The following is a 26399-nucleotide window of genomic DNA, read 5'->3' as shown; positions in this document are numbered from 1 at the left end:
GTCGCGGCAAACACAAAAGCCAACGGGAGCACCAGGCTCCCGTAAAACATGTAAGTGACATTGCCATTTACATATTATCGATAATATCCTGCGCAAACTCGCTACATTTCCGCAGCTTAGCGCCTTCCATCAGACGTTCGAAATCATAGGTCACGGTCTTGTTGCGGATCGCGCCCTCAACGCCTTTAACAATCAGGTCGGCGGCTTCGAACCATTGCAGATGACGCAGCATCATTTCTGCGGACAGAATAACGGAGCCCGGGTTTACTTTATCCTGACCGGCGTATTTCGGCGCCGTACCGTGAGTGGCTTCGAACAGGGCGCATTCGTCGCCGATATTAGCGCCCGGCGCAATACCGATACCGCCAACCTGCGCGGCCAGCGCATCGGAAATGTAGTCGCCGTTCAGGTTCATACAGGCGATAACGTCATACTCCGCGGGACGCAGCAGGATCTGCTGCAGGAAGGCGTCGGCAATCACGTCTTTCACCACGATATCTTTGCCGGTGTCGGGGTTTTTGATTTTAACCCACGGGCCGCCATCAATCAGTTCACCGCCGAATTCTTCACGCGCCAATTGGTAACCCCAGTCTTTAAAGGCGCCTTCGGTGAATTTCATGATGTTGCCTTTATGTACCAGCGTAACGGAATCGCGATCGTTGGTGATGGCATATTCAATCGCCGCACGCACCAGCCGTTTGGTGCCCTGCTCGGAACACGGCTTGATGCCGATGCCGCACTGTTCCGGGAAACGGATTTTATTTACGCCCAGCTCTTCGCGCAGAAACTTGATAACCTTATCGGCTTCCGCTGAGCCCGCTTTCCACTCGATGCCCGCATAAATATCCTCCGCGTTTTCACGGAAGATCACCATATCGGTCAGCTCCGGGTGCTTGACCGGGCTTGGCGTGCCTTCGTAGTAGCGCACCGGGCGCAGACAGACATATAGATCCAGCTGTTGGCGCAAGGCCACGTTCAGCGAACGGATCCCGCCGCCCACCGGCGTGGTCAGCGGGCCTTTAATCGCCACGCGATATTCGCGGATCAGGTCCAGCGTCTCTTCCGGCAGCCACACGTCTTTGCCGTAAATCTGCGTTGATTTTTCGCCGGTGTAGATTTCCATCCAGGAGATAGCGCGCTTGCCCTGATAGGCTTTTTCTACTGCGGCATCAACAACCTTGATCATCGCCGGCGTTACGTCGACGCCAATGCCGTCCCCTTCGATAAAGGGAATAATCGGATTCTGGGGGACGTTGAGCTTGCCTTGAGCATCAACGGTAATTTTTTGACCCTCTTGCGGTACCACTACTTTGCTTTCCATTAACCTCTCCTTCGAGCGCTATATTTGTTAATGACTTGTAAGACGTGTGTCGATACTACTTGAATATTTAGCCCGCGCCAATCGTAAACCATTTCGAGTATAATGCTTTTGTTATCCGCGGCTATAAAGATGATGAATAAATTCTCTGTTAAAAATCACCAAGTTAAACGATTCAGCTCACGGGCGACGAAAAAACGCGGCGCCGTGGGGCCGCGGCGCGTGCTGTTGTTCAATAAACCCTTCGACGTGCTGCCCCAGTTCACCGACGAAGCCGGACGCGCCACCCTGAAAGACTATATTCCGCTCGGCGATGTCTACGCCGCCGGGCGTCTGGACCGCGACAGCGAAGGACTGATGATCCTTACCAATGACGGCAGGCTTCAGGCCAGGCTCACCCAGCCGTCGCAAAAGACGGCAAAAACCTATTACGCCCAGGTTGAGGGCATCCCTGATGAAGCGGCGCTGGCCCGGTTTCGCCGCGGCCTGGAGCTTAAGGACGGTAAAACCCTGCCGGCGGGCGTTGCCATCGTTCCCGAACCCGACTGGCTGTGGCCGCGCCTTCCCCCGATTCGGGAACGAAAAAACATTCCCGTCTGCTGGCTCAAAATCACCCTGTATGAGGGGCGCAACCGTCAGGTTCGGCGTATGACGGCGCATATCGGTTACCCCACGTTGCGCCTGATCCGCTATGGCATGGCCAATCAGAACGTGGAAAATTTGTTACCCGGAGAATGGAAGGAGATCGCTGATGTTTAAGCCGCACGTTACCGTAGCCTGCGTTGTTCAGGCGGAGAACCATTTTCTGGTGGTCGAAGAGTTAATCAACGATAAATTGTTATGGAACCAGCCCGCCGGCCATTTAGAGGCCGATGAAACGCTGATTCAGGCCGCCACCCGGGAGTTATGGGAAGAAACCGGCATTCAGGCCGCGCCGCAGAGTTTTCTGCAACTGCACCAGTGGATCGCCCCGGACCAGACGCCTTTTCTGCGCTTTTGCTTTGCTCTCGACCTGCCGCAGCGGCTGGCGACGCAGCCGCATGACAGCGATATTGAATGCTGCCGCTGGCTGACGGCGGAAAAAATCCTGCATTCCAATCAGCTGCGCTCGCCGCTGGTGGCGGAGAGTATTCGCTGCTATCAACGCCCGCAACGCTATCCTCTAACCCTGCTGGGCGCCTTTAACTGGCCGTTTTAGCGCATAGCGCCGCGGGAATAGCGGTGCAGGCCCGGGCGCAACATGATAAAATGCGCCGCTCGTTTTTCGCTTCAAGTTCAGTTCGTGAGACTCCCATGTCAGATAACAGCCAGAAAAAAGTGATTGTCGGTATGTCCGGCGGTGTTGATTCATCGGTTTCCGCTTACCTGTTGCAGCAACAGGGCTATCATGTCGAAGGCCTGTTTATGAAAAACTGGGAAGAGGACGACGACACCGAGTATTGCTCCGCGGCAACCGACCTTGCCGACGCTCAGGCCGTCTGCGACAAGCTCGGCATTGAGCTGCATACGGTTAATTTTGCCGCCGAATACTGGGATAACGTCTTTGAACTGTTCCTGGCGGAGTACAAGGCGGGCCGCACGCCGAACCCTGATATCCTGTGCAATAAAGAGATCAAATTCAAAGCCTTCCTTGAGTTCGCCGCCGAAGATCTGGGCGCGGACTATATCGCCACCGGTCACTATGTGCGCCGCCGCGACGTCGACGGCAAAAGCCGTTTACTGCGCGGGCTGGACGGCAATAAAGATCAGAGCTATTTCCTCTATACGCTCAGCCATGAACAGATTGCGCAGAGCCTGTTCCCGGTGGGCGACCTGGAAAAACCGCGGGTGCGCGAAATCGCCGCGCAATTGGATTTAGCCACGGCCAAAAAGAAAGACTCCACCGGCATCTGCTTTATCGGCGAACGCAAGTTCACCGATTTCCTGGCCCGCTATCTGCCGGCGCAACCGGGCCCGATACTGTCCGTTGACGACGGCAAACCCATGGGACAGCATCAGGGGCTGATGTATCACACCCTGGGGCAGCGTAAAGGGCTGGGTATCGGCGGCGTCAAGGACGGCGGCGAAGACCCCTGGTATGTGGTGGATAAGGACGTGAAAAATAATATCCTCTACGTCGCCCAGGGACATGAGCACCCTCGCCTGATGTCTTGCGGACTAATCGCCCAGCAGCTGCACTGGGTTGACCGTCAAGCGTTAACCACGGAATTACGCTGCGTGGTGAAAACCCGCTATCGGCAAGACGATATTCCCTGCACCGTCATCCCGCTTGGCGCAGACCGCATTACCGTCCGTTTTGATAAACCGGTGGCGGCGGTGACTCCAGGGCAGTCCGCCGTTTTCTATCAGGGCGAGGTGTGCCTGGGCGGCGGCATTATTGAAGAACGTTTACAGGAGTGATCGTGGCCAAAAATTATTATGATATTACCCTGGCGTTGGCGGGTATCTGCCAGTCCGCCCATCTGGTGCAACAGCTGGCCCATAGCGGCAACTGCGACAACGACATTCTGCGCACGTCGCTCAACAGTATTCTGGTGGTGAACCCGGCGTCGACGCTGGCGGTATATGGCGATGCGGAAAGCAATCTGAAAACCGGGCTGGAAACCCTGCTGGGAGTATTGAATACCAGCGGCAAAGGTCCGGGCGCCGAGCTGTCGCGCTATGCCTTCAGCCTGATCGCCCTTGAGCGCAAGCTGCACGCCAAAAGCGCGGCGCTCGACGAACTGGGTAACCGCATCGGCCAGTTGGAACGCCAGTTGGAGCATTTTGAACTGCTCTCTGATACGATCGTCGGCGCGCTGGCCGGTATTTATGTCGATGTGATCAGTACCCTGGGGCCGCGGATTCAGGTGACCGGCTCGCCGGAGATACTGAAAAACAGCCAGATCCAGGCCAGGGTGCGCGCGGCGCTATTAGCCGGCATCCGTTCCGCGGTGCTGTGGCAACAGGTGGGCGGCGGACGCCTGCAGCTGATGTTCTCCCGCAGTCATCTGATAAAAGAAGCGAAACAGATATTGGCGCGGCTGAGCAGCGATTAAGCTGCGGGTCAGACGCGCCGATCGCCAGTCGGCGAAAGAAAGAGATGCTCTCGGCAGATCCCCGCCTACGCGGGGATGACGTTTTGCCTACGCGGGGATGACGTTTCGCCGGCAGGGTGATGACGAGAGATGCGCCGACAGTGTTATATTTATTTTTATTAAAACCGATCCCAGGAGTTGCTTGCGATGGAATTATCCTCACTGACCGCCGTTTCCCCGGTAGATGGCCGCTACGGCGATAAAGTCAGCACGTTACGCGCTATTTTCAGCGAATTCGGTTTGCTGAAGTTCCGCGTACAGGTTGAAGTGCGTTGGCTGCAAAAATTGGCGGCCTGTGCCGAAATCCGGGAAGTTCCTGCATTTGACGCCGACGCAAACGCTTTCCTCGACCGAATTGCGGCGGAATTTGACGAACAGGACGCCGCGCGCATTAAAACCATCGAGCGCACCACCAACCATGACGTTAAAGCCGTTGAATATTTTCTGAAGGAAAAAGTCGCCGCCGTGCCGGCGCTGCACGCCGTCAATGAATTTATCCACTTCGCCTGCACCTCGGAAGACATCAATAACCTGTCTCATGCGCTGATGCTGGATACCGCGCGCCGCGAAGTCATTCTGCCCCACTGGCGTAAAATTATTGATGCGTTGGCCGATCTGTCCCGGCAATATCGCGATATCCCGCTGCTGTCGCGCACCCACGGCCAACCGGCCACCCCCTCCACCATCGGTAAAGAGTTCGCCAACGTCGCCTACCGTATGGAGCGGCAGTATCGTCAACTGCAACAGGTTGAGATTCTGGGTAAAATCAACGGCGCCGTGGGCAACTACAACGCGCATATCGCGGCCTATCCCGACGTCGACTGGCACCGGTTCAGCGAGAGTTTCGTCACCTCGCTGGGCATCGTCTGGAACCCGTACACCACCCAGATCGAACCCCATGACTATATCGCGGAACTGTTTGACTGCATTGCCCGCTTTAACACCATTTTGATCGACTTCGACCGCGATATCTGGGGTTACATTGCCCTGAACCACTTCAAGCAGAGAACCATCGCCGGTGAAATTGGCTCTTCCACCATGCCGCATAAGGTCAATCCGATCGATTTTGAGAATTCGGAAGGCAACCTGGGATTAGCCAATGCCGTATTGGGACATTTGGCCGGCAAGCTGCCGATTTCCCGCTGGCAGCGCGACCTGACCGACTCCACGGTACTGCGTAATCTGGGCGTGGGGATTGGCTATGCGCTGATCGCTTATCAGGCAACGCTTAAGGGCATCAGCAAACTGGAAGTCAACCGCGACCACCTGAGTGACGAACTGGATCACAACTGGGAAGTGCTGGCGGAGCCGATTCAAACGGTGATGCGCCGCTACGGCATTGAAAAACCCTACGAAAAACTGAAAGAACTGACGCGCGGCAAACGCGTTGACGCGGCCGGCATTCAGGTATTTATCGACGGGCTGGATCTGCCCGAAGCCGAAAAAACCCGGCTGAAAGCCCTGACGCCGGCGAATTACATCGGCCGGGCGATTAAAATGGTCGACGACCTGAAATAAGCGCCGACGCCGCCGGCGGGCCTCGCCCGCCGGCTATCCCCTCCCTTCCCCCTTTTCCACCGGTCCCGTTTATCCGCCGTTTATTATCCATGTGGATAATTTGCTGGATTAATATTGCAACTAGTCTAAATAATTCGAGTTGCAGGAAAGCCAACGCGCATGCAACTTGAAGCATGACGGGTATAATACGATTAATTCCGATTGCGGATGACTATGATACGCAAACAGAGTTTGCCTATGGACCGTTTTGCCAGTGTGACAGAGGAAACAGCGATGCGCATTCTGGTTGTCGAAGATAACGTTTTATTACGCCATCACCTTAGCGTGCAAATGAATGAAATGGGGCATCAGGTCGATGCCGCCGCAGATGCCAAAGAAGCCGATTATTTCCTGCACGAACACGCCCCGGATATCGCGATCGTCGACCTCGGGCTGCCGGACGAGGACGGGATGAGCGTTATCCGCCGCTGGCGCTCGCAGCAGGTCAAATTACCCATTCTGGTGCTGACGGCGCGCGAAGGCTGGCAGGACAAAGTGGCGGTGCTGGAAGCGGGCGCGGATGACTACGTCACCAAACCTTTCCATATGGAGGAGGTCGTCGCCCGTTTACAGGCCCTGATGCGCCGCAACAGCGGACTGGCTTCGCAGATTATCAGCATCCCGCCGTTTGAAATCGACCTGTCGCGCCGTGAAGTGATGATTAAAGGGGCGGCGATAAAGCTGACGGCATTTGAATACACCATCATCGAAACCCTGATCCGCAACAGCGGCAAAGTGGTCAGCAAGGAGTCGCTGATGCTGCAGCTGTACCCCGATGCGGAGCTGCGCGAAAGCCATACCATCGACGTACTGATGGGGCGCCTGCGCAAAAAAATACAGAGCGCCGGTTCACCGGATGTGATTACCACCGTGCGCGGCCAGGGTTATCGTTTCGACATCGCCACCGCTCAGGCGTCGAATGAGTAACGGAAGAGCGCCTTTCTCACTGCGCGTCCGCTTTCTGTTAGCCACGGTCGCCATTGTCCTGGCGCTGTCCCTCTCTTACGGCGTGGTGGCGATTATCGGCTACAGCGTCAACTTCGATAAAACCTCTTTCCGGCTGCTGCGCGGCGAAAGCAACCTGTTTTATAGCCTGGCGCAGTGGCGGGACAACCAGCTGACCATCGCCACGCCGCCGGATATCGATATCAATTTTCCCACGCTGGTTCTCATTTACGACCAGCAGGGGAAAATACTGTGGCGGGAAAAAGAGGTGCCCGAACTGGAAGCGCTGATCAACCCCGACTGGCTGAACAAAACCGCCTACCATGAACTGGATACCGATACCGATACCAGCAACGCGGTGCTGAAAGGTAATACGCTGGTGCTGAATAGCCTCAAAGCGCTTAACGGCATCCACGCCAATACGCTGACGCACTCAATCGCCGTGAATGTCTATCCCCACACCGAGCACCTTCCGCCGTTGACCATCGTGGTGGTGGACCGCATCCCGCAGGAGCTACAGCAGGAAGATATCGTCTGGGAATGGTTCAGCTACGTGGTTATCGCCAATCTTATTCTGGTTCTACCCCTGCTGTGGCTGGCCGCGCACTGGAGCCTGCGGCCGATCAAAAATCTGGTCAGGCAAATTGCCGAACTGGAAAACGGCACCCGCGAACAGCTGGATGAAAACCCGCCGCGGGAACTGTTCAGCCTGGTGAGAAATCTGAACATTTTATTGAACAACGAGCGCCAGCGTTATCACAAATACCGTACCACCCTCACCGACCTCACCCACAGCCTGAAAACGCCGCTGGCGGTGTTGCAGACCACGCTGCGGGCGTTGCGCACCGGCAAGGAGATCAATATCGATCAGGCGGAACCCATTATGCTGGCGCAGATAAGCCGCATCTCGCAGCAGATCGGCTATTACCTGCACCGGGCCAGCGTGCGCTCCGAACACCATATGCTGATGCGCGAAGTGCACTCCGTACCCGCCATGTTGGACGGGCTGTGCTCGGCGCTGAATAAAGTTTACCAGCGCAAAGGGGTGGAGCTGACGCTCGACATTCCTCCGGAGCTCACCTTTATCGGCGAAAAGAACGACTTTATGGAAGTGTTAGGCAACGTGCTGGATAACGCCTGCAAATACTGTCTGGAATTTGTGGAAATCAGCGCCCAGCATTCCGATCACAAACTGCACTTGATTATCGATGACGACGGCCCCGGCATCCCGGCCAGCAAACGGGCGCTTATTTTCCAGCGCGGACAGCGCGCCGACAGATTGCGCCCCGGCCAGGGGATCGGCCTGTCGGTGGCGGCGGAAATTATTGAGCAGTATCAGGGCGAGATCATCATCAGCGACAGCAAGTTGGGAGGCGCCAGGGTAGAGGCGATATTCTCCCGCCAGAATCCCGGTCCGCATGAGGCATGAAAGTCGGTACAGCCAACGGCGCTTCCGCTATAATTGCAGCAGCCCCCGCTTTCTGGAAAACATGGTATGGACTATCAACTCAATCTCGACTGGCCGGATTTCCTGGCCCGCTACTGGCAAAAGCAGCCGGTTATCATCAAACGCGGCTTTAATCACTTTATCGATCCCATCTCACCGGATGAGTTGGCCGGTCTGGCATTGGAAAATGAGGTCGACAGCCGTCTGGTCAGCCACAATGACGGCCGCTGGCAGGTTAGCCACGGGCCGTTCGACAGCTTCGATCATCTGGGCGAGAACAACTGGTCGCTGCTGGTCCAGGCCGTCGACCACTGGCACGAACCCTCTCTGGCGCTGATGCGCCCGTTCCGCCAACTGCCGGACTGGCGGCAGGACGATCTGATGATCTCGTTTTCCGTTCCCGGCGGCGGCGTCGGTCCGCACCTGGATCAGTACGACGTTTTCATCATTCAGGGAACCGGCCGCCGCCGCTGGCGCGTGGGGGCAAAGGTGCCGATGAAACAGCACTGCCCTCACCCCGACCTGCTTCAGGTCGAACCCTTCGACGCCATCATCGATGAAGAGATGGAGCCGGGCGATATTCTGTATATTCCGCCCGGTTTCCCGCACGACGGCTATTCCCTGGAAAACTCGCTCAACTACTCGGTGGGCTTCCGCGCGCCGAACGCCCGCGAGCTGTTGAGCAGCTTCGCCGATTACGTGTTATCCCGCGAACTCGGCAGCCATCGCTATAGCGATCCGGACATTCCCGCGCGCCAACATCCCGCCGCCGTGCTGCCGCAGGAACTGGACCATTTACAGCATATGATGCTGGAACTGGTGCAGCGGCCGGAGCATTTCCAGAACTGGTTTGGCGAATTTATTACGCAATCGCGCCATGAGCTCGATCTGGCGCCGCCGGAACCGCCCTATCAGGCCGGCGAAGTCTATGACTTTCTGCAACAGGGAGAGCAACTGCACCGTCTGGGCGGCCTACGGGTGCTGCTTATCGGCGAAAACTGCTTTGTCAACGGTGAGCTAATCGACAGCCCGCATAAGCCGGCGCTGTCGGCGCTGGCGGAACATCACGTGGTTGATGCCGCCATGCTGTCGGAAGCGCTGGACGATCCGGCGTTTCTGGCGCTGCTGACCATATTGATTAACAGCGGCTATTGGTATTTTGCCGACTAGGTCGCGGTGAACGCGCGCGTCTTACCTCCGCCGCCGCCCTCTCCTTCGCCGGGGAGGGCGGCGGCTTTTTTTAGCCTTTGGCGCGTAATGCGGTGAGTTCGGCAATACGCATAATCACCGACACCGACTGCTCCATGCCTTCCAGCGTGACGAATTCGTGCTTGCCGTGATAGTTGTAGCCGCCGGTAAACAGATTGGGACAAGGCAGCCCCAGGAACGACAGATGGGCGCCGTCGGTGCCGCCGCGGATGGGTTTAAGCACCGGTTCGATATCGCAATCGCGCATGGCCTGCTGCGCCAGCGCGATAATATGCGGATGCTGCTCAACCTGTTCGCGCATATTGTAGTAGCTGTCGGTTATCGTCACCTCGATATAGCAGTCGGGATGCAGCCCTTTACCCACTTTTTCCGCAATATCCAGCATCTTTTTCTTACGCTGTTCAAACCCGTTGCGATCAAAGTCACGCACGATATAGTGCATTTCCGCCCGCTCGACCACGCCTTTGATGCTATGCAGATGATAAAAGCCCTGATAGCCGTCGGTGTTTTCCGGCGTCTCATCGGCGGGCACCTCCTGATGATAGCGTGCGGCCAGATTAAGCGCGTTGACCATCACCCCTTTGGCGCTGCCGGGGTGGACGTTATTGCCGACGATCTTCACCGTCACCGAGGCGGCGTTGAAGTTTTCATACTCAAGCTCCCCCACGCCGCCGCCGTCGACGGTATACGCCCATTGCGCATTGAACGCCTGCACGTCAAAGAATTGCGCGCCTTTGCCGACCTCTTCATCCGGCGTAAACGCGATGCGGATCTCTCCGTGCGGCACCTGGCGTTTTCGCAAACGCACCAGCGCGGTGATGATTTCCGCGATGCCGGCCTTGTCATCCGCGCCGAGCAGCGTTTTGCCGTCGGTGGTGATCAGCGTATGCCCCAGCAGCTGATGCAATACCGGAAACATCACCGGCGAAAGCACTTCGTCGCCGATGCCCAGCGCGATATCGCCGCCGCGATAGTTTTCCACAATCTGCGGATTGACGTGCTTCCCGGAATAGTCGGGAGAGGTATCCATATGGGAAATAAAACCGATGGTCGGCACCGACCAGGCAACGTTGGCGGGCAGCGTGGCCATAACGCAGCCATGTTGACTTAGCGTGACCTGCTCAAACCCCAGTTCGAGCAGTTCCTGTTGTAATGCGCGGGCGAGTTTCAACTGACCTTCGGTACTTGGCACCTGTCGGACACTCGCTTTTGATTGCGTATCAAAAGAAACGTAATTTAAAAATCGATCGAGTAATTTATCCATCACTATTGCCTCTTGAGCCCTGCGTTTCATTATGGGGATGGCACCTAAGGCAAATATTGCGTCAGGTCAGTTTTTACCGTGTTAACACGCGTAAGGAAAACCTTGATGTTTATTCGCCGCGGCGCTCAAATAACGGCATAAACCCGGCGGCACGCCGCCCGTGAATTACAAAATTAACTCAATAAAACAACAAGCATACAACATAATGAGCCGGCGTATTATCCGCTCGGCACAAGGATTTGTGGTGATTATCGCTAAGTCTCGCGGCACAAGTTGGCGTTCGGCGCGGTTTCCCGTAGAATGCCGACCCTTAACTGAGCTCGTAGGCTGAAAGGTGATAACCCATGACATAGACCGCGCCGAATACCCGCGTGGATGCGTCATACCAGGAAATAGAGCAATAACCCTAAATGAAAGATAATCGTCCTGCTACTCCGGTCGTTGAACTGCTCGACGTCCATAAAAGTTTTGATGACAAAGAGGTCATTTCCCACTTTAATCTCACCATTAATAATGGTGAGTTTCTTACCATACTCGGCCCTTCCGGCTGTGGGAAAACCACGGTGCTGCGCCTGATCGCCGGTCTGGAAAACGTGGACGGCGGCAATGTCATCCTGGATAACGAGGATATTACCCACCAGCCTGCCGAGCATCGCCATGTCAATACCGTATTCCAGAGCTACGCGCTATTCCCCCACCTCAGCGTTTTTGACAATGTCGCCTTCGGATTACGGATGCAGAAAACCCCCGAGGCGCAAATTGCCCCGCGCGTGCTGGAAGCGCTGAAAATGGTGCAACTGGACGAGCTGGCGCCGCGCCGGCCGCACCAGTTGTCCGGCGGGCAGCAGCAGCGCGTGGCGATCGCCAGAGCCGTGGTGAACAAGCCCAAGGTTCTGTTGCTGGATGAGTCGCTTTCGGCGCTGGACTACAAACTGCGCAAGCAGATGCAAAACGAGCTGAAGGCGCTGCAGCGTACGCTGGGCATCACCTTTATTTTCGTCACCCACGATCAGGAAGAAGCCCTGACGATGTCCGACCGTATCGTGGTGATGCGCGACGGGCGCATCGAACAGGACGGCACGCCGCGTGAAATCTACGAAGAGCCGCGTAACCTGTTCGTGGCCAGCTTTATCGGTGAAATCAATATCTTCGACGCGACCGTGATCGAACGGATCGACGACCAGCGCGTGCGCGCCCGGGTTGAAGGCTGCGAGTGCGTCATCGCCGTCGGTTTCCCGGTGCATGCCGGGCAGCACCTTAACGTGCTGTTGCGCCCGGAAGATCTGCGGGTAAAAGAGCTTGACGAGGGGGCGCAGGCGGACGGCATCGTCGGCTACGTGCGCGAACGCAACTATAAGGGCATGACGCTGGAGTCCAGCATCGAGCTGGAAAGCGGCAAAATGGTGATGGTCAGCGAATTCTTTAACGAGGACGATCCCGATGTGGACCACTCGCTGGATCAGAAAGTGGCGGTCACCTGGGTAGAAAGCTGGGAGGTCGTTCTGCACGATGAAGAAGCCGCGTAAACGCTTTCAGAATACCATTATCACCATCATCGTCGCCTGGCTGGTGCTGTTCGTTTTCATGCCCAATCTGATGATTATCGGCACCAGTTTTTTAACCCGCGACGATGCGGACTTTATCAGCCTGGTGTTTACCCTGGATAACTACGCGCGGCTGGCCGATCCGCTGTACGCCTCGGTACTGCTGCATTCGCTGAATATGGCGGCCATTGCGACGCTGTGCTGCCTGCTGCTGGGTTATCCTTTCGCCTTTATTCTGGCGCGCCTGCCGGAAAAGGTGCGCCCGCTGCTGATGTTTTTACTGATTGTCCCCTTCTGGACCAACTCCCTGATCCGCATTTACGGACTGAAGCTGTTTTTGAGCACCCGCGGCTACCTGAACGAGTTTTTACTGTGGATCGGCCTTATCGAGTCGCCCTTGCGCATCATGTACACCTCGCAGGCGGTGATTCTCGGCCTTATCTACATACTGCTGCCGTTTATGGTACTGCCGCTCTACTCCAGCATTGAAAAGCTGGATAAATCCTACCTTGAGGCCGCCCGCGATTTAGGCGCCGGCAAATGGCAGCGGTTTGTAAAAATCATTATTCCGCTCACCATGCCCGGCATTATCGCCGGCTGCCTGCTGGTGCTGCTGCCGGCGATGGGACTGTTTTTCGTGGCGGATTTGATGGGCGGCGCCAAAAATCTGCTTATCGGCAACGTCATTAAAAGCCAATTCCTGAATATCCGCGACTGGCCGTTCGGCGCCGCCACCAGCATCTGCCTGACCTTGATCATGGGGCTGCTGCTGTTGGTTTACTATCGCACCGCCCGCATGCTGAACAAAAAGGGGGAGTTGGAATGATAGGACGTCTGTTGCGCGGCGGATTTATGTCCGTTATTTACGCCTATTTGTATATCCCCATCATCATCCTGATTGTGAACTCGTTTAATCAGGCGCGTTTCGGCATCAACTGGCAAGGCTTTACCCTCGACTGGTATCGGCTGCTGCTGAATAACGACAGTCTGTTGCAGGCCGCGCAGCATTCGCTGACCATGGCGGTATTTTCCGCCACCTTCGCCACGCTGATCGGCTCGCTGACCGCCGTGGCGCTTTATCGCTATCGCTTTCGCGGTAAGCCTTTCGTCAGCGGCATGCTGTTCGTGGTGATGATGTCGCCGGATATCGTGATGGCCATCTCCCTGCTGGTGCTGTTTATGCTGCTGGGGATATCGCTGGGATTCTGGTCGCTGCTGTTTTCCCACGTTACCTTTTGCCTGCCCTTTGTGGTGGTCACCGTCTATTCGCGCCTGAAAGGGTTTGATGTGCGAATGCTGGAAGCCGCCCGCGATCTGGGCGCCGGCGAGGCGACCATTCTGCGCAAAATCATTCTGCCGCTGGCGATGCCCGCGGTGGCGGCCGGCTGGCTGCTAAGCTTTACCCTGTCGATGGACGATGTGGTGGTGTCCTCTTTCGTCACCGGGCCGGCCTATGAAATCCTGCCGCTGAAAATTTACTCGATGGTCAAAGTGGGCGTATCGCCGGAAGTGAATGCGCTGGCGACGATTCTGCTGATGCTGTCGTTATTGCTGGTGCTCGGCAGCCAGTGGGTGCTGCGCGATCGCAGCGGTAAATAATAACGGGTATAACCTTTGGGACCTATAAGGAGATCGACGAAATGAAGAAATGGTCATATCTGCTGGCGGCCTGCGCCATGGCTTTCAGCCTTAACGCCGCGGCGCAGGCCAACGACGGCAAAACGCTCTATTTCTATAACTGGACCGAATATGTTCCCCCCGGCCTTCTGGAACAGTTCAGCAAGGAAACCGGCATCAAGGTGATCTACTCCACCTATGAATCCAACGAGAGCATGTACGCCAAGCTGAAAACCTATCAGGACAGCGCTTACGACCTGGTGGTGCCTTCGACCTACTTTATTTCCAAAATGAGCAAGGAAGGCATGCTGCAAAAAATAGATACCAGCAAGCTCAGCAACTTCCATCATCTCGACCCCAACCTGCTGCACAAGTCGTTCGATCCCCATAACGACTACTCGGTCCCCTATATCTGGGGCGCCACCGCCATCGGCATTAACCGTGAGGTCATCGATCCGGCCAGCGTCGACAGCTGGGCCGACCTGTGGAATACGCAGTATAAAAACAGCCTGCTGCTGACCGACGACGCGCGCGAGGTGTTCCAGATAGCCCTGCGCAAGCTGGGCTATTCCGCCAACACCACCGACCCGCAGCAGATAGAAGCCGCCTACAAAGAGCTCCAGAAGCTGATGCCCAACGTGCTGACGTTCAACTCGGACAACCCCGGCAACCCGTTTATGGAAGGCGAAGTAAACCTGGGAATGGTGTGGAACGGCTCGGCCTACGTGGCCCGCCAGGCAGGCACGCCGCTGGACATCATCTGGCCGCGGGAAGGCGGCATCTTCTGGATGGATAGCCTGGCTATCCCGGCCAACGCCAAAAACGTCGAAGGGGCGATGAAAATGATCGACTTCCTGCTGCGCCCGGAAATCGCCGCGCAGGTGGCGGAGACCATCGGCTACCCGACGCCGAACCTGGCGGCGAAGAAACTGCTGCCGCCGGACGTTTCCGGCGACAAGATGTTGTATCCGGATGAAGCGGTGATCAACAACGGCGAATGGCAGAACGACGTCGGCAGCGCCAGCACGCTGTATGAAACCTATTTCCAGCAGCTAAAGGCGGGACGCTAATCGCCATCGCCCCCCGAACGGCAGGCGGACGCCCTGCCGTTCGGGGGAGCAAAACTACCGGTCGGCCCACTCATAATACTGACCCTGGCTTTTATCGCACGAACAGCAACTGCCGCACGCTTCACCGACCTCGGCCTGATGAAGGCGTATTTTTCCTTTCTGTACCCAGACCGCCAGCATCCCTTCGATAACGCCCGGGTCGGCGTGAAACGCGCGGCTGATATCCTGCAATGACGCCCGCTTTTGCTGCCGCACATAATCGCGTAATTCAATCAAGCTCATACATCCTCCGAACAGGCGGCATGCCCCGCCTGCGGAATTAACCAATCAGACGCTTTCGTTCAGGTTCTGCGCCGCGACCCGCGGGTTGTTGGCATCGGCGCTGCGCCGCAGACAAAGCACGGTTATCAGAAACGCCAGCAGCACGCCGGCAATCGCCAACGTTGAATACGTCGGATGTTGGGCAAAGCGTCCGATCTGATACACCAGTACCGCCGCGCCGTAACCCAGTTCAATGGTCCAGACCACGCAAAACAGCGTCCACGCCGTACCGACCTCGCGCCAGATAGCGGCTACCGCCGCCACGCAGGGAACATACAACAGCACCATCAGCAGGTAAGCGAACGCGCCCAGCCGGCCGTCAAACAGCTGGCTTATCACCGTCAGCGATGTGACTGAAAATTCGTTTTCCTCGGCCACCGCGGCGGTATCGCTTAAATCGCCGACCTCGATGCCCAGCGGATCCAGCAGGGCGCCGCCCAGCCCGCCGAGATTTTCAGGAATGGTCGCCAGCGCGCCGACGATCCCCGCCTTCAGGCTGAACGGCTCCTCCGGCTGCGCGGCGGCCTCGCTCTGCGCTTCCGCCATGGCGCCATAGAGCGAATCCAGCGTTCCCACCACCGCTTCCTTGGCGAAGATGCCGGTAAAGACGCCAACCGCCGCCGGCCAGTTTTCCTGCTTTATGCCCATCGGCGCGAATACCGGAACGATTTTTTGCCCGATGGCCGACAGCACGGATTTGTCGCTGTCCTGATTGCCGAAACTGCCGTCCGTCCCCATCGAATTGAGAAAGCCCAATACGGTGACCACGATGACAATCAGCTTCCCGGCCCGGAAGATAAAGTTTTTCAGCCGGTCCCAGGTGCGGATCAGCACGCTGTGCAACCCCGGCAGATGGTAAGGCGGGATCTCCATAACGAAGGTGGAGGCCTCGCCCTGCAGCGCGGTGTTTTTCAGCATAAATCCGGTGGCGACCGCGGCGATAATTCCCACCAGATACAGGCCGAACACCAGATTCTGCCCGCCGCTGGTAAACAGCGCGGCGGCGAACAGCACATAGACCGGCAGACGCGCGCCGCACGACATAAAGGGCGCCATCATCACGGTGACGATGCGGTCGCTCTGTTTTTCCATGGTGCGGGTGGCCATCACCGCCGGGACGTTGCAGCCGAAGCCGACAATCAGCGGAACAAACGCCTTGCCGGGAAGGCCGATGCTGCGCATAAAACGGTCCATAACGAACGCGGCCCGCGCCATGTAGCCGGAGTCTTCCAGATAGGAGAGGAACAGATACAGGCAGCCAATCACCGGAATAAACGTCGATACCGTCTGAATACCGCCGCCGACGCCGTCGGCGATAAGCGTTTTCAGCCAGTCGGGGGTATGGACGGCAAGCAGCAGTTCCCCCAGCCCGTCGACAAAAATAGCGCCGAAGAACTGATCGAAGAAATCGATAAAGGCGCTGCCGATATTGATGGTGAAAACAAACATCAGGTACATCACCAGCAGGAATATCGGGATGCCCAGAAAGCGATGCAGTACGATGCGATCGATTTTATCCGTCAGCGTGGCCGACATTTCGCCCCGGCGGGTAATCACCGACGAGGCAATCGCCGAGACAAACCGATAGCGGGCATCGGCGAGAAAAATATCCAGCTCGTCCTCATAGCGTTCGATCAGCTCCGCCACCCTGGCGTCCGCCATTGCCAGCTGCGGGGCGGGAACGGCGGCGCGCACCGTGGCGTCGCCCTCAAGCAGTTGAAGCGCCAGCCAGTAGGGATTTTTTACGCCGGCCGGCTCGGACAGCCGTTGCGCTATCTCTTTGGCCGCCCGTTGCAGCGGCTCATCGTAAGGAATGGCGACGTCGGGGGTTGCCGGATGAGCTATGGCGGCGGAACAGGCGCGACGCAGGTTTTCGATGCCTTTTTTCCGGCTGGCGGTAATCGGAATGACCGGACATCCCAGGCGCTGCTGAAGCGCCGCAATATCGATATCCAATTTACGTGACGCGGCGATATCCATCATATTAACGGCGACCACCATCGGGACATTCATATCCAGCAGCTGCGCGGTCAGATAAAGATTTCGCTCCAGATTGGAGGCATCGACAATATTCAATACCAGATCCGCCTCGCCGGACAAAATATAATCTCTGGCGACGCGTTCATCTTCAGAGCTTTCGGACGAGGGGTTAAGCGAGTAAACGCCGGGAAGGTCGACCAGCGTGGTGAGCTGGTTTTGATAACGGTAGCGGCCGACCTTTTTCTCTACCGTGACTCCCGGCCAGTTGCCTACCGTCTGCTTACCGCCGGTAAGCACATTGAATAGCGTCGTTTTACCGCAATTAGGGTTGCCGACAACACAAATAACCGGTTGCGCATCCATAAGTTTTCCTACCTGATTTTATTGATTCAGCATTTTTCGAGAATAAGTATTTGCGCTTCGCCCTTACGCACGCTGATTGCCGCGCCGCGCAAGCGCAATTCGATCGGGTCGCCCAACGGGGCAATGCGCGATACGGCGAACTCCACGCCGGGAGTCACGCCCAATGCCAGCAAGCGCTTGCGATAATCGGGCGAACCTTTTTGAAAGCCAATAACGCGCCATTTGGTCGCGACCGTTAATTGATCCAGAGACATCATCACTCACCTTCTGTTAGTGCGCCTGCTGTGGGGAAACCCACACCTGTTTTCCCATATCCCAGTTAATGGCGATACGCCCGTCGCCGGCGGCCAGCATCAGCGGCTGATTTTCGTCCCGCTGAATAACGCGCACATTACCGCCCACGCGGATGCCCAACTCGCTTAAGCGCTGCTGGCTTTCCCCGCTCAGCCGAATACGCGCCACCACGGCGTTGGCGTTAAGCGGAATATCCAGTAATGTTTGCAGTAGTAACGCCATGTTTATTTCCTTTGCTTCTATAAAACAAAATTAAAATCAAATAATTATATTTAATATCGTCATCCGGCACTGAGGATGAATATGACTCATTACTATTTTCAATCATATTCCCGACCCGTTATGCGCTCTTGACTCATATCAAGCAAAGTAAAAAAAATGGCCCATCCTCCAGGGACGGGCCATCTTATCGCGGGATTTGCGATCTCCCCTGGGAAGGGGAGGTCGGAGTGGGATCGGAACCAGGTTAGCGTTTTTCCTGCTGCGCCAGATCCTGGGCAATATGCACCGTTTCGTCCAGATAGGGATCGGGACCCTGATAGTCTTTCGGCAAATCTTCCAGCGACTTCAGCGGCTTCTTGCCTTCTCTGGTCAGCCGATCGTTAATCCGGTTCAGACGCATCGCTTCGTCGTCGTCGTTCTCTTTCTCACGCTGGGCAAGATTGAGCGACACTATATTGCGCTTATCTTTCATCGCGTTATAACGCGCGATATCCTGGGCGATATATTGAAACTCCGGATCCTTGGCGATGCGCTGCTGATGAAGCTCATTCAGCGTGGCGATAAACGGCTTCAGGTCGCCGCTTTTGGTGTAGCTGGCCGCTTTAATGCTATCCCACGGCAGCGCGTTGTCCTCGAATTTCTCGCCGGTGTCCACCGTTTCGGTTCCGGTCGGCATCATCACATCAGGCGTTACCCCTTTCATCTGGGTGCTGCCGCCGTTGATGCGATAAAACTTCTGGATGGTGTACTGAACGGAACCCAACGCCGGCCAGTCGGGGCGCAGCATCTGGTCGTAAATACGATTCAGGGAGCGGTACTGCTGTACGGTGCCTTTACCGAAGGTGGGCTCGCCCACAATCAGCGCCCGACCGTAATCCTGCATCGCCGCGGCAAAGATTTCCGACGCCGAGGCGCTGAAACGGTCTACCAGCACCACCAGCGGTCCTTTGTAGTACAGGGTGCCGTCAGTGTCGCTGTCTTCGCGGATTTTGCCGTTATTATCGCGGATCTGCACCACAGGTCCGCTGGGGATAAACAGGCCGGACAGCCCTACCGCCTCGGTCAGCGCGCCGCCGCCGTTACTGCGCAGGTCGATGACCACGCCGCTGACATGCTGTTTTTCCAGCTTCTGCAGTTGCACTTTCACGTCATCCGTCAGTCCGACGTAGAATCCCGGAATATCCAGCACGCCGATTTTCGCCTGGCCGACGTTTTTCACCGACATCTTGACCGCCCGGTCTTCCAGACGGATGCGCTCGCGCGTCAGCGTAACGATACGGGTTTTGGTGCCCTTGCCCGCCGGCAGAATCTCCAGCCGCACCCTGCTGCCTTTCGGTCCTTTAATCAGCGCCACCACGTCATCCAGCCGCCAGCCGATGACGTCGACCATCGGTTTTCCATTCTGACCGACGCCGACAACGCGATCGCCCACCGTGATGTTTTTGCTTTTCGCCGCCGGGCCGCCGGGCACCATGGAGTTAATCACGGTGTAGTCGTCGTCCATCTGCAATACCGCGCCAATCCCTTCGAGCGAAAGGCTCATTTCGGTGTTGAACTGTTCGGTATTTCTTGGCGACAGATAGCTGGTATGCGGATCGATTTCCCGCGCGAAGGCGTTCATGATCAGTTGGAAGACATCTTCGCTGTTGCTCTGCGCCAGACGGCGAATGGCAAACTGGTAGCGCTTGGTCAGCGTTTCCTTGATGTCTTTATCTTCTTTACCGGTCAGCTTCAGGGTCAGCCAGTCATATTTGACTTTGGCATCCCACAGGCGGTTCAGCTCGCCGGTATTTTGCGGCCATGGCGCCTTGTCGCGCTCCAGCTCGAAGGTGTCGTTGCCGGTCAGATCCACCGGCTTGTCCAGTACCGACAACGCATACTGAAAACGCTCAAAACGCCGTTTCTGCGCCAGATTGTACAGCGCATAGGGAAGATCCAGCTTGCCGGACTTCAGTTCGTCGCCCAGCTGCGTTTTCTTATCGGCAAACTGCGCGACGTCGGAGGCCAGCAGCACATTATGGCTGTAGTCCAGCATATTGAGGTAGCGGGTAAAGATCTTCTCGGAGAATTGCTCATCCAGCATAAACTGGCGATAGTGCGAGCGCAGGAAACGCGACGCGACCCTGTCGCTCACCGTGGCGTGCTGAGGCTCCTGATGCAACTGAGGAATCTGTTCAACACGCGTAATGTTCTCATTGGCAAAACTCGCGCCCGCCAGCAGTAGTCCTGCGATGACGGTCATTCTGGCTAAATTGTTCATGCCCAGGTTGGCCTCCGTATCAGAACTGCAAATGTTCTGCGCGTACAATCATCGCCATTCCCGAAGCCAGCTGAACCCTGACTTCGCCTTTGGCAATCTCAAGCACAGTGGCATCCATGGCGTCTCTGCCAGCTCTGACTTTGATTTCCTGACCGATTTGCAGTTTGGTGACGTCCGTAACCGCAACCCGCTGAGGCTCGTTGCCGGCAGGCTTAGCCTGACGGGACGGCGCGCTGGCGGGTTGCTGAGTAGAGGACGGCGACTGGCGGGAAGCAGGCTGGCGAGGTTTACGCGGCGAGGCGTTCGCGGCGTCACGCTCGCGGCGCGGCGCACTTTTGCCGTTTGCCGGACGAGCGCGCGCGGGTTCGGCCTTTTCCCCGGCTTCGCGTTTCTTCGCCTGCTGCTCGGCGCGCTGGGCCTGAACCCTGGCTTTCGCTTCTTCCAGCTGTTTACGGGCATGGTCGACGTGCTGCTGTTCCAGCTCCCCGCAGGGATTGCCGTCCAGATCCACACGCTGCACGCCCAGTTTCACACTGTACAGATAACGCCAGCTAGAGGTGTAGAGCCTCAATGCGGAACGCAATTGCGTTTTGCTAAGGTTATCCGTTTCGGATACGCGCTCAACAAGATCTTGAAAAATACCGATCTTTAACGGACGTGTTTCACCTTCGGCGGTGAAACAAAGCGGGAACCGCTCTGCCAAAAGGGCAATGACTTCTTTGCTACTGTTCAACTTAGGTTGATTTTCCATGAAATTTCCTGATTACAACGGGTTTGCCAACCGGCGCAGGCATGAACAGGCGTCATTATAATGACGCCATCGGCAAATGCTACGTTATCCTTGCCTCAACGAGGGAGAATTGATAAAAGTCAGCACATCGCTCTCTGCCAGTTGCGTACAAAGCGCCGTCACCACAGCCTTAAGCCCTTCCTCATCGTCTGCGTCAAACCGTTGATAAACAGTGCTATCAATATCTAAAACGCCGATCGGACGGCCGCTAACCGTCAACGGCAGTACAATTTCGGCGTTACTGGCGGCATCACAGGCAATATGGCCGGGAAACGCATGTACGTCGCCGACGCGTTGAATCCGGTTTTCAGCCATCGCCCGGCCGCATACGCCTTTGCCCAGCGGAATACGCACGCAGGCGACCCGCCCCTGAAACGGCCCCAGAAACAGCCTGTCCTGTTCCAGCAGGTAAAATCCGGCCCAGTTAACATCAGCCAAACGCTCAAACAATAACGCACTGCTGTTCGCCAGGATGGTGATAAAACGATTTTCGCCCTCAATCAGCGCGGATAAATCGCCGATCAGGTCGCTATAAAATTGTTGTTTGCTCATAAAATACTATTCTATCTTTTTGAATCTACCCAGTCATATGCGCCGCAATAGCCATATATGAGGACCCGCTACAGCATGCCACAAGATTTCTTCATTAGCGCGCAGAATCATTCTCTTTAAATAGCGGGACCGCGCATATCGTGCTATTTGTCATTTTAATCCTGTCGCTTACCAAGTGTAGTCCCGTTTTGCCTGACGTCTCATCCCGTTACGCGCCTCGGTTCGGCTACAATGTCCGGCACCTGATATACTTGAAGGCGAGTCAATCCGACAGCAGGGAATATGAAAATAGTTAGCATAACGAGCCCTGCGCCCTTCCCGTCGGCCAGGCCGCCCTACGCCGACGGCGCCGGCATGCCCGTCGGGAAAGCGGTGCGTTATCACCGCTGTCCCGAGTGCGATGCCTTTTTTACGTTGCCGACCGTTAAACGTAATCAGACGGCGAACTGCCCGCGCTGCAACGCCAGGGTCAGCTCCGGGCGCGACTGGTCCATCTCCCGGCTGGCGGCCATGGCCGTCGCCATGCTGGTGCTGATGCCGTTCGCTTATACCGAACCGTTAATCAGTATTCGCCTGCTGGGCGTCTCCATTAACGCCAGCCTGTTTGAAGGCATCTGGCAAATGACGCGCCAGGGACATCCGATAACCGCCAGCATGGTGGCTTTCTGCACCGTCGGCGCGCCGCTGACGCTGGTGTTTTCGCTGCTGTATCTGTTTTTTGCGCCGCGCATCGGCATGAATCTGCGCCCGATTCTGTTAATGCTGGGCAAGCTGAAAGAGTGGATGATGCTGGATATTTATCTGGTCGGCATGGCGGTGGCCGCCATCAAGGTGCGGGAGTTCGCCGACGTGCAGCCCGGCGGCGGTCTGATCGCCTATCTGGTGTTAATGACGCTGAGCGTACTGACCATCATCCACCTGAATACCGATCAGCTATGGCAGCGGTTTTATCCCCGTCTGCGGCCGATTATCTCGCCGCAACGTTACCGGATATGCCTCGCCTGCCATTTTACCAGCGCGCCAGATAACCGGGGACGCTGCCCGCGCTGCCACGTTCCGCTACGCCTGCGGCGCAGACACAGCCTGCAAAAATCCTGGGCGGCGCTGATCGCCTCGGTGGTATTCCTGCTGCCGGCCAACCTGCTGCCGATCTCCATTATTTATGTCAACGGCGTGCGTACCGAAGACACTATTTTTTCCGGTATTCTGTCGTTGGCGTCGGGCAATATTCCGGTGGCTCTGGTGGTGTTTATCGCCAGCATCCTGGTGCCTTTTACCAAAGTTATTGTGCTGTGCGGATTGCTGTTAAGTATTCATCTGCGCATTGAGGACGGCCTTCCCGCCCGGATGAAGATGCTGCGCATGATGCGCTGGATCGGCCGTTGGTCGATGCTGGACCTGTTCGTCATTGCGCTGACGATGTCGCTGGTCAACCGCGATCAATTACTCGCTTTTACCATGGGGCCCGCGGCGTTCTATTTCGGCGCCGCGGTGATTCTAACGATTCTGGCCGTTGAATGGCTGGATAGCCGACTGATGTGGGATAACGATGCAAGACAAAACACCTGAGACACCAACCGCGGCCACGGTGAAAAACAAACGCCGCCTGTCGCCGTTTTGGCTGCTGCCGCTGATCGCCCTGCTGATCGCCGGCTGGCTGGTGTACACCAATCAACAGGAGCGCGGCACCACCGTCACCATCGATTTCGTCTCCGCCGACGGCATCGTCGCCGGCCGCACGCCGGTGCGCTACCAGGGGGTTGAGGTCGGCACCGTACAGGACATTAAGCTCAGCGACGATTTACGCACCATCCAGGTGGAAGCCAGTATAAAAAACGATATGAAAGAGGCGTTGCGCAGCGGCACCCAGTTCTGGCTGGTCACCCCGAAAGCGTCGCTGGCCGGCGTTTCCGGCCTGGACGCGCTGGTGGGCGGCAACTATATCGGTATGATGCCCGGCGAAGGCGAACCGCAGGACCATTTTTCCGCGCTGGATACCCAGCCCAAATACCGCGTCAATACCGGCGAGCTGCTGATCCATCTGCACGCCGATGATTTAGGCTCGCTCAGTAACGGCTCGCTGGTCTATTACCGCAAACTCCCGGTCGGTAAAATCTACGACTACACCGTCTCGCCGAACCACCATGGCGTGATGATCGACGTGCTGATCGAACGGCGCTTTACCCATCTGGTCAAGCAGAACAGCCGTTTCTGGAACGTCTCCGGCCTCAACGCCAACGTCGGCTTCAGCGGCGCCAAGGTCGAAATGGAAAATCTGGCGGCGCTGGTCAACGGCGCCGTGGCGTTTGACTCTCCCGACGACGGCGAAAAGGCCGGCGCGGAGCAATCCTATCGTCTCTACCCCAGTCTGGCGCAAAGCCAGCGCGGGGTGGTGATCACGCTCGACCTGCCGTCCGGCGATAATCTGACGGCGGGCAGTACGCCGCTGATGTATCAGGGGCTGGAAGTGGGAACGCTGGAGAAGATAACCCTTATCCCCGACGGCGATAAAGTCAAAGGCGAGCTGATTATCGACCCGGCGGTGATCGCGTTAATGCGTGAAGGGACGCGTATCGAGCTGAGCAAACCGCGCTTGTCGTTCAGCGATCTGAATATTCCCCGCCTGCTCAGCGGCCCGACGCTGACGCTGATCCCCGGCGAGGGCGAGCCGCGCCAGCACTTCACCGTGACGGACGGCGGCCCGCAACAGCCCGGCGCCCTGTCGATCCAGCTTACCGCCGCGCAAAGCTACGGTATAGATAGCGGACAGCCGGTGCTGCTGCACGGCGTGCAGATCGGTCAGGTGGTCAAGCGCACGCTGGACGAAAAAGGCGTCGGCTTTGTGCTGGCGATAGAGCCGCAGTACCGGCAGTTGCTGCATCGCGACAGCAAATTCGTCGCCAACAGCCGCCTGAGCGTCAAACTGGGGCTGGACGGCATTCAGATGCAGGGGGCCAGCGCGCAGGAGTGGATCAGCGGCGGCGTCCAGGTGTTGCCCGGCGGCAAAGGCGAGGTGCTGCAACGTTATCCGCTCTACAGCGATCTCGAAAAGGCGCAGGAAGGCGTTCGCGGCGCCGCTCCCTCTCCGACATTGACGCTGGTGACCGATAGTCTGCCCGATATCCAGGACGGCTCCATCGTGCTGTACCGCAAGTTTCAGGTCGGTGAAATCATGCACGTGCGGCCGAAAGCGGATTATTTTGAGGTGGACGTCTACATTCGCCCGGAACACCGCAAATTGCTGACGGATAACAGCGTCTTCTGGGCCGAAGGCGGCGCCCGCATCCAGTTGAACACCTCCGGGCTGACCGTACAGGCATCGCCGCTAAACCGCGCCCTCAGAGGCGCCATCAGCTTTGACAATCTGGCGGGCGCGCCGGAAATCAAAGGCGGCAGGCGGGTGCTTTACGGCACGGAAACCGCGGCGCGCGCCGTCGGCAGCCGCATTACCCTGCGAACCTTCGATGCCGGCAAACTGGCGCCCGGCATGCCGATCCGCTATCTGGGAATCGATATCGGCCAGCTTGAATCGCTGAAGCTGGCGGAGCGGCGCAACGAAGTGTTGGTGCAGGCGGTGCTTTATCCCGAATACGTAAGCGGCTTCGCCCGCGCCGGAACGCGCTTTTCGGTGGTGACGCCGGAGATTTCGGCGGCGGGGGTCAATCATCTGGAAACCCTGTTCCAGCCCTATATCAATGTCGAGCCCGGCGGCGGCGGGGTAACCCGCAGTTTTGAGCTGCAGCAGGCCTCCATTTCGGACTCCCGTTATCAGGATGGATTAAACATCAGCGTGGACGCGCCGGAAGCGGGTACGTTACAGGTGGGTACGCCGGTGCTGTTCCGGGGAATTGAAGTGGGCACCGTGACCGGGCTGTCGCTGGGCGTCCTGTCCGACCGCATCTCCGTCGCCCTGCGCATCAGTAAACGCTACCAGCATCTGGTGAGGAACAACTCGGTATTCTGGCTGGCGTCCGGCTATAACCTGGAGTTCGGCCTTACCGGCGGGGTGATAAAAAGCGGCACCTTCCAGCAGTTTATCCGCGGCGGCATCGCCTTCGCCACCCCGGCCGCCACCCCGCTCTCCCCGCGGGCGCAGGAAGGGAAACACTTCCTGTTGCATAACGAAGAGCCGAAAGAGTGGCGGCAATGGGGCACGGCGATCCCCGCCAACTGAGCATGCACAGAGACCGCGGATAACTTACCCCACCCCAGCCCTCCCCTTCGCAGGGGAGGGAGTAAACCACCACCCACTGGCACTGTCTCTGACTCATTCCTGGTTTTTTGCTTTTGGTCGGCGTAAGAAATTATGCTGAGGAATCGGCGGTCTCCCGAATGAGCGGCAGGGACGCCGCGAAAGCCAGTGCCGCGCCGGACAAAAACGCCGGGAGCGTTTTTGAACAGCACTTGTGCTGGCCCGCAGGGCGAGCCCCAGGGATGGGGCGAGTATTCCGCGTCACTGGCGGTTCGACAGGAGAACGCCGGTTCCGAAGGTACCGCACAGCGGCATAATTTCAGCCGATAGCCAGGGTTCTCAGGGCTGCGGCGACTGAGTAACCGTGTTGCCAGTCA

At 57.1% G+C, this 26399-nt stretch carries 23 protein-coding genes; 14 read left to right on the top strand and 9 right to left on the bottom strand.

Annotation, left to right across the window (positions count from 1 at the left end; translation table 11 throughout):
• Window positions 1-67 precede the first annotated feature (67 nt).
• The gene (gene icd / locus DDT56_RS17935; RefSeq protein ID WP_136167791.1) at window positions 68-1321 is read right to left on the bottom strand and encodes an NADP-dependent isocitrate dehydrogenase; all 1254 of its coding nucleotides are present in this window, start codon (window positions 1319-1321) and stop codon (window positions 68-70) included.
• 132 nt (window positions 1322-1453) lie between these two features.
• Here icd and rluE point away from each other — a divergent pair, with 132 nt between their 5' ends.
• From rluE to DDT56_RS17895, 8 genes are all read left to right on the top strand, one after another.
• Window positions 1454-2077: a 23S rRNA pseudouridine(2457) synthase RluE gene (gene rluE / locus DDT56_RS17930; RefSeq protein ID WP_168197649.1), complete on the top strand. Its 624-nt coding sequence runs from the start codon at window positions 1454-1456 to the stop codon at window positions 2075-2077.
• A complete protein-coding gene (locus DDT56_RS17925; protein WP_136167789.1) occupies window positions 2070-2516 on the top strand; it encodes an NUDIX hydrolase in 447 nt (148 codons plus the stop codon). Before rluE ends, DDT56_RS17925 begins: the two co-directional genes overlap by 8 nt.
• A gap of 95 nt (window positions 2517-2611) precedes the next feature.
• Complete coding sequence (gene mnmA, locus DDT56_RS17920; protein ID WP_136167788.1) at window positions 2612-3718, top strand: tRNA 2-thiouridine(34) synthase MnmA; 1107 nt, start codon at window positions 2612-2614, stop codon at window positions 3716-3718.
• A gap of 2 nt (window positions 3719-3720) precedes the next feature.
• On the top strand, window positions 3721-4356 hold the full coding sequence (hflD, locus tag DDT56_RS17915) for a high frequency lysogenization protein HflD (RefSeq protein WP_136167787.1): 636 nt from the start codon (window positions 3721-3723) through the stop codon (window positions 4354-4356).
• 186 nt (window positions 4357-4542) lie between these two features.
• Window positions 4543-5913, top strand: a complete 1371-nt coding sequence (purB, locus tag DDT56_RS17910; RefSeq protein WP_136167786.1) for an adenylosuccinate lyase — start codon at window positions 4543-4545, stop codon at window positions 5911-5913.
• A gap of 273 nt (window positions 5914-6186) precedes the next feature.
• Entirely contained in the window at window positions 6187-6879 is a 693-nt protein-coding gene (phoP, locus tag DDT56_RS17905) for a two-component system response regulator PhoP (protein WP_136167785.1), read from the top strand.
• A complete protein-coding gene (gene phoQ, locus DDT56_RS17900; protein WP_136167784.1) occupies window positions 6872-8326 on the top strand; it encodes a two-component system sensor histidine kinase PhoQ in 1455 nt (484 codons plus the stop codon). Before phoP ends, phoQ begins: the two co-directional genes overlap by 8 nt.
• A gap of 66 nt (window positions 8327-8392) precedes the next feature.
• Window positions 8393-9514 (top strand): ribosomal protein uL16 3-hydroxylase, encoded by a 1122-nt coding sequence (locus DDT56_RS17895; RefSeq protein WP_136167783.1) that lies wholly within the window; start codon window positions 8393-8395, stop codon window positions 9512-9514.
• A 70-nt stretch (window positions 9515-9584) separates the two neighbouring features.
• On the opposite strand, the gene pepT is transcribed toward DDT56_RS17895, so the two are convergent.
• On the bottom strand, window positions 9585-10817 hold the full coding sequence (gene pepT, locus DDT56_RS17890; protein ID WP_136167782.1) for a peptidase T: 1233 nt from the start codon (window positions 10815-10817) through the stop codon (window positions 9585-9587).
• A 410-nt stretch (window positions 10818-11227) separates the two neighbouring features.
• On the opposite strand from pepT, the gene potA reads away from it, so the two are divergent.
• Genes potA through potD form a run of 4 tightly spaced genes read left to right on the top strand, consistent with a single transcriptional unit; the run spans window position 11228 to window position 15048 of the window.
• Entirely contained in the window at window positions 11228-12343 is a 1116-nt protein-coding gene (potA, locus tag DDT56_RS17885; RefSeq protein WP_136167781.1) for a spermidine/putrescine ABC transporter ATP-binding protein PotA, read from the top strand.
• Window positions 12327-13187: a spermidine/putrescine ABC transporter permease PotB gene (potB, locus tag DDT56_RS17880; RefSeq protein ID WP_136167780.1), complete on the top strand. Its 861-nt coding sequence runs from the start codon at window positions 12327-12329 to the stop codon at window positions 13185-13187. The genes potA and potB overlap by 17 nt, the downstream gene beginning before the upstream one ends.
• Window positions 13184-13960 carry a spermidine/putrescine ABC transporter permease PotC gene (gene potC, locus DDT56_RS17875; protein WP_136167779.1) on the top strand — a complete coding sequence of 259 codons (777 nt, stop codon included), beginning with the start codon at window positions 13184-13186 and terminating at the stop codon, window positions 13958-13960. Before potB ends, potC begins: the two co-directional genes overlap by 4 nt.
• Before the next feature lie 41 nt (window positions 13961-14001).
• On the top strand, window positions 14002-15048 hold the full coding sequence (gene potD, locus DDT56_RS17870; RefSeq protein ID WP_136167778.1) for a spermidine/putrescine ABC transporter substrate-binding protein PotD: 1047 nt from the start codon (window positions 14002-14004) through the stop codon (window positions 15046-15048).
• A gap of 54 nt (window positions 15049-15102) precedes the next feature.
• Here the strand turns inward: potD and DDT56_RS17865 are convergent, their stop codons facing one another.
• From DDT56_RS17865 to DDT56_RS17835, 7 genes are all read right to left on the bottom strand, one after another.
• A complete protein-coding gene (locus DDT56_RS17865) occupies window positions 15103-15330 on the bottom strand; it encodes a FeoC-like transcriptional regulator (protein ID WP_136167777.1) in 228 nt (75 codons plus the stop codon).
• 45 nt (window positions 15331-15375) lie between these two features.
• On the bottom strand, window positions 15376-17712 hold the full coding sequence (gene feoB, locus DDT56_RS17860; RefSeq protein ID WP_136167776.1) for a Fe(2+) transporter permease subunit FeoB: 2337 nt from the start codon (window positions 17710-17712) through the stop codon (window positions 15376-15378).
• Between the two features lie 26 nt (window positions 17713-17738).
• Complete coding sequence (locus DDT56_RS17855) at window positions 17739-17969, bottom strand: FeoA family protein (RefSeq protein ID WP_246856813.1); 231 nt, start codon at window positions 17967-17969, stop codon at window positions 17739-17741.
• A gap of 13 nt (window positions 17970-17982) precedes the next feature.
• Window positions 17983-18228, bottom strand: coding sequence for a FeoA family protein (locus DDT56_RS17850; protein ID WP_136167775.1), 246 nt, complete (start codon window positions 18226-18228; stop codon window positions 17983-17985).
• Window positions 18229-18472: 244 nt separating this feature from the next.
• A complete protein-coding gene (gene prc, locus DDT56_RS17845) occupies window positions 18473-20488 on the bottom strand; it encodes a carboxy terminal-processing peptidase (RefSeq protein ID WP_136167774.1) in 2016 nt (671 codons plus the stop codon).
• 19 nt (window positions 20489-20507) lie between these two features.
• Complete coding sequence (gene proQ / locus DDT56_RS17840) at window positions 20508-21239, bottom strand: RNA chaperone ProQ (RefSeq protein WP_136167773.1); 732 nt, start codon at window positions 21237-21239, stop codon at window positions 20508-20510.
• Window positions 21240-21323: 84 nt separating this feature from the next.
• Window positions 21324-21830 (bottom strand): GAF domain-containing protein, encoded by a 507-nt coding sequence (locus DDT56_RS17835; protein WP_136167772.1) that lies wholly within the window; start codon window positions 21828-21830, stop codon window positions 21324-21326.
• A 282-nt stretch (window positions 21831-22112) separates the two neighbouring features.
• On the opposite strand from DDT56_RS17835, the gene yebS reads away from it, so the two are divergent.
• Entirely contained in the window at window positions 22113-23399 is a 1287-nt protein-coding gene (yebS, locus tag DDT56_RS17830) for a membrane integrity lipid transport subunit YebS (protein ID WP_136167771.1), read from the top strand.
• Window positions 23380-26004, top strand: a complete 2625-nt coding sequence (locus DDT56_RS17825; protein WP_136167770.1) for a PqiB family protein — start codon at window positions 23380-23382, stop codon at window positions 26002-26004. The genes yebS and DDT56_RS17825 overlap by 20 nt, the downstream gene beginning before the upstream one ends.
• Window positions 26005-26399 lie beyond the last annotated feature (395 nt).

This window comes from Brenneria corticis (genome assembly GCF_003115855.1).
Classification (GTDB): Bacteria; Pseudomonadota; Gammaproteobacteria; order Enterobacterales; family Enterobacteriaceae; genus Brenneria; species Brenneria corticis.
This window is presented reverse-complemented; position numbering and strand designations above follow the sequence as displayed.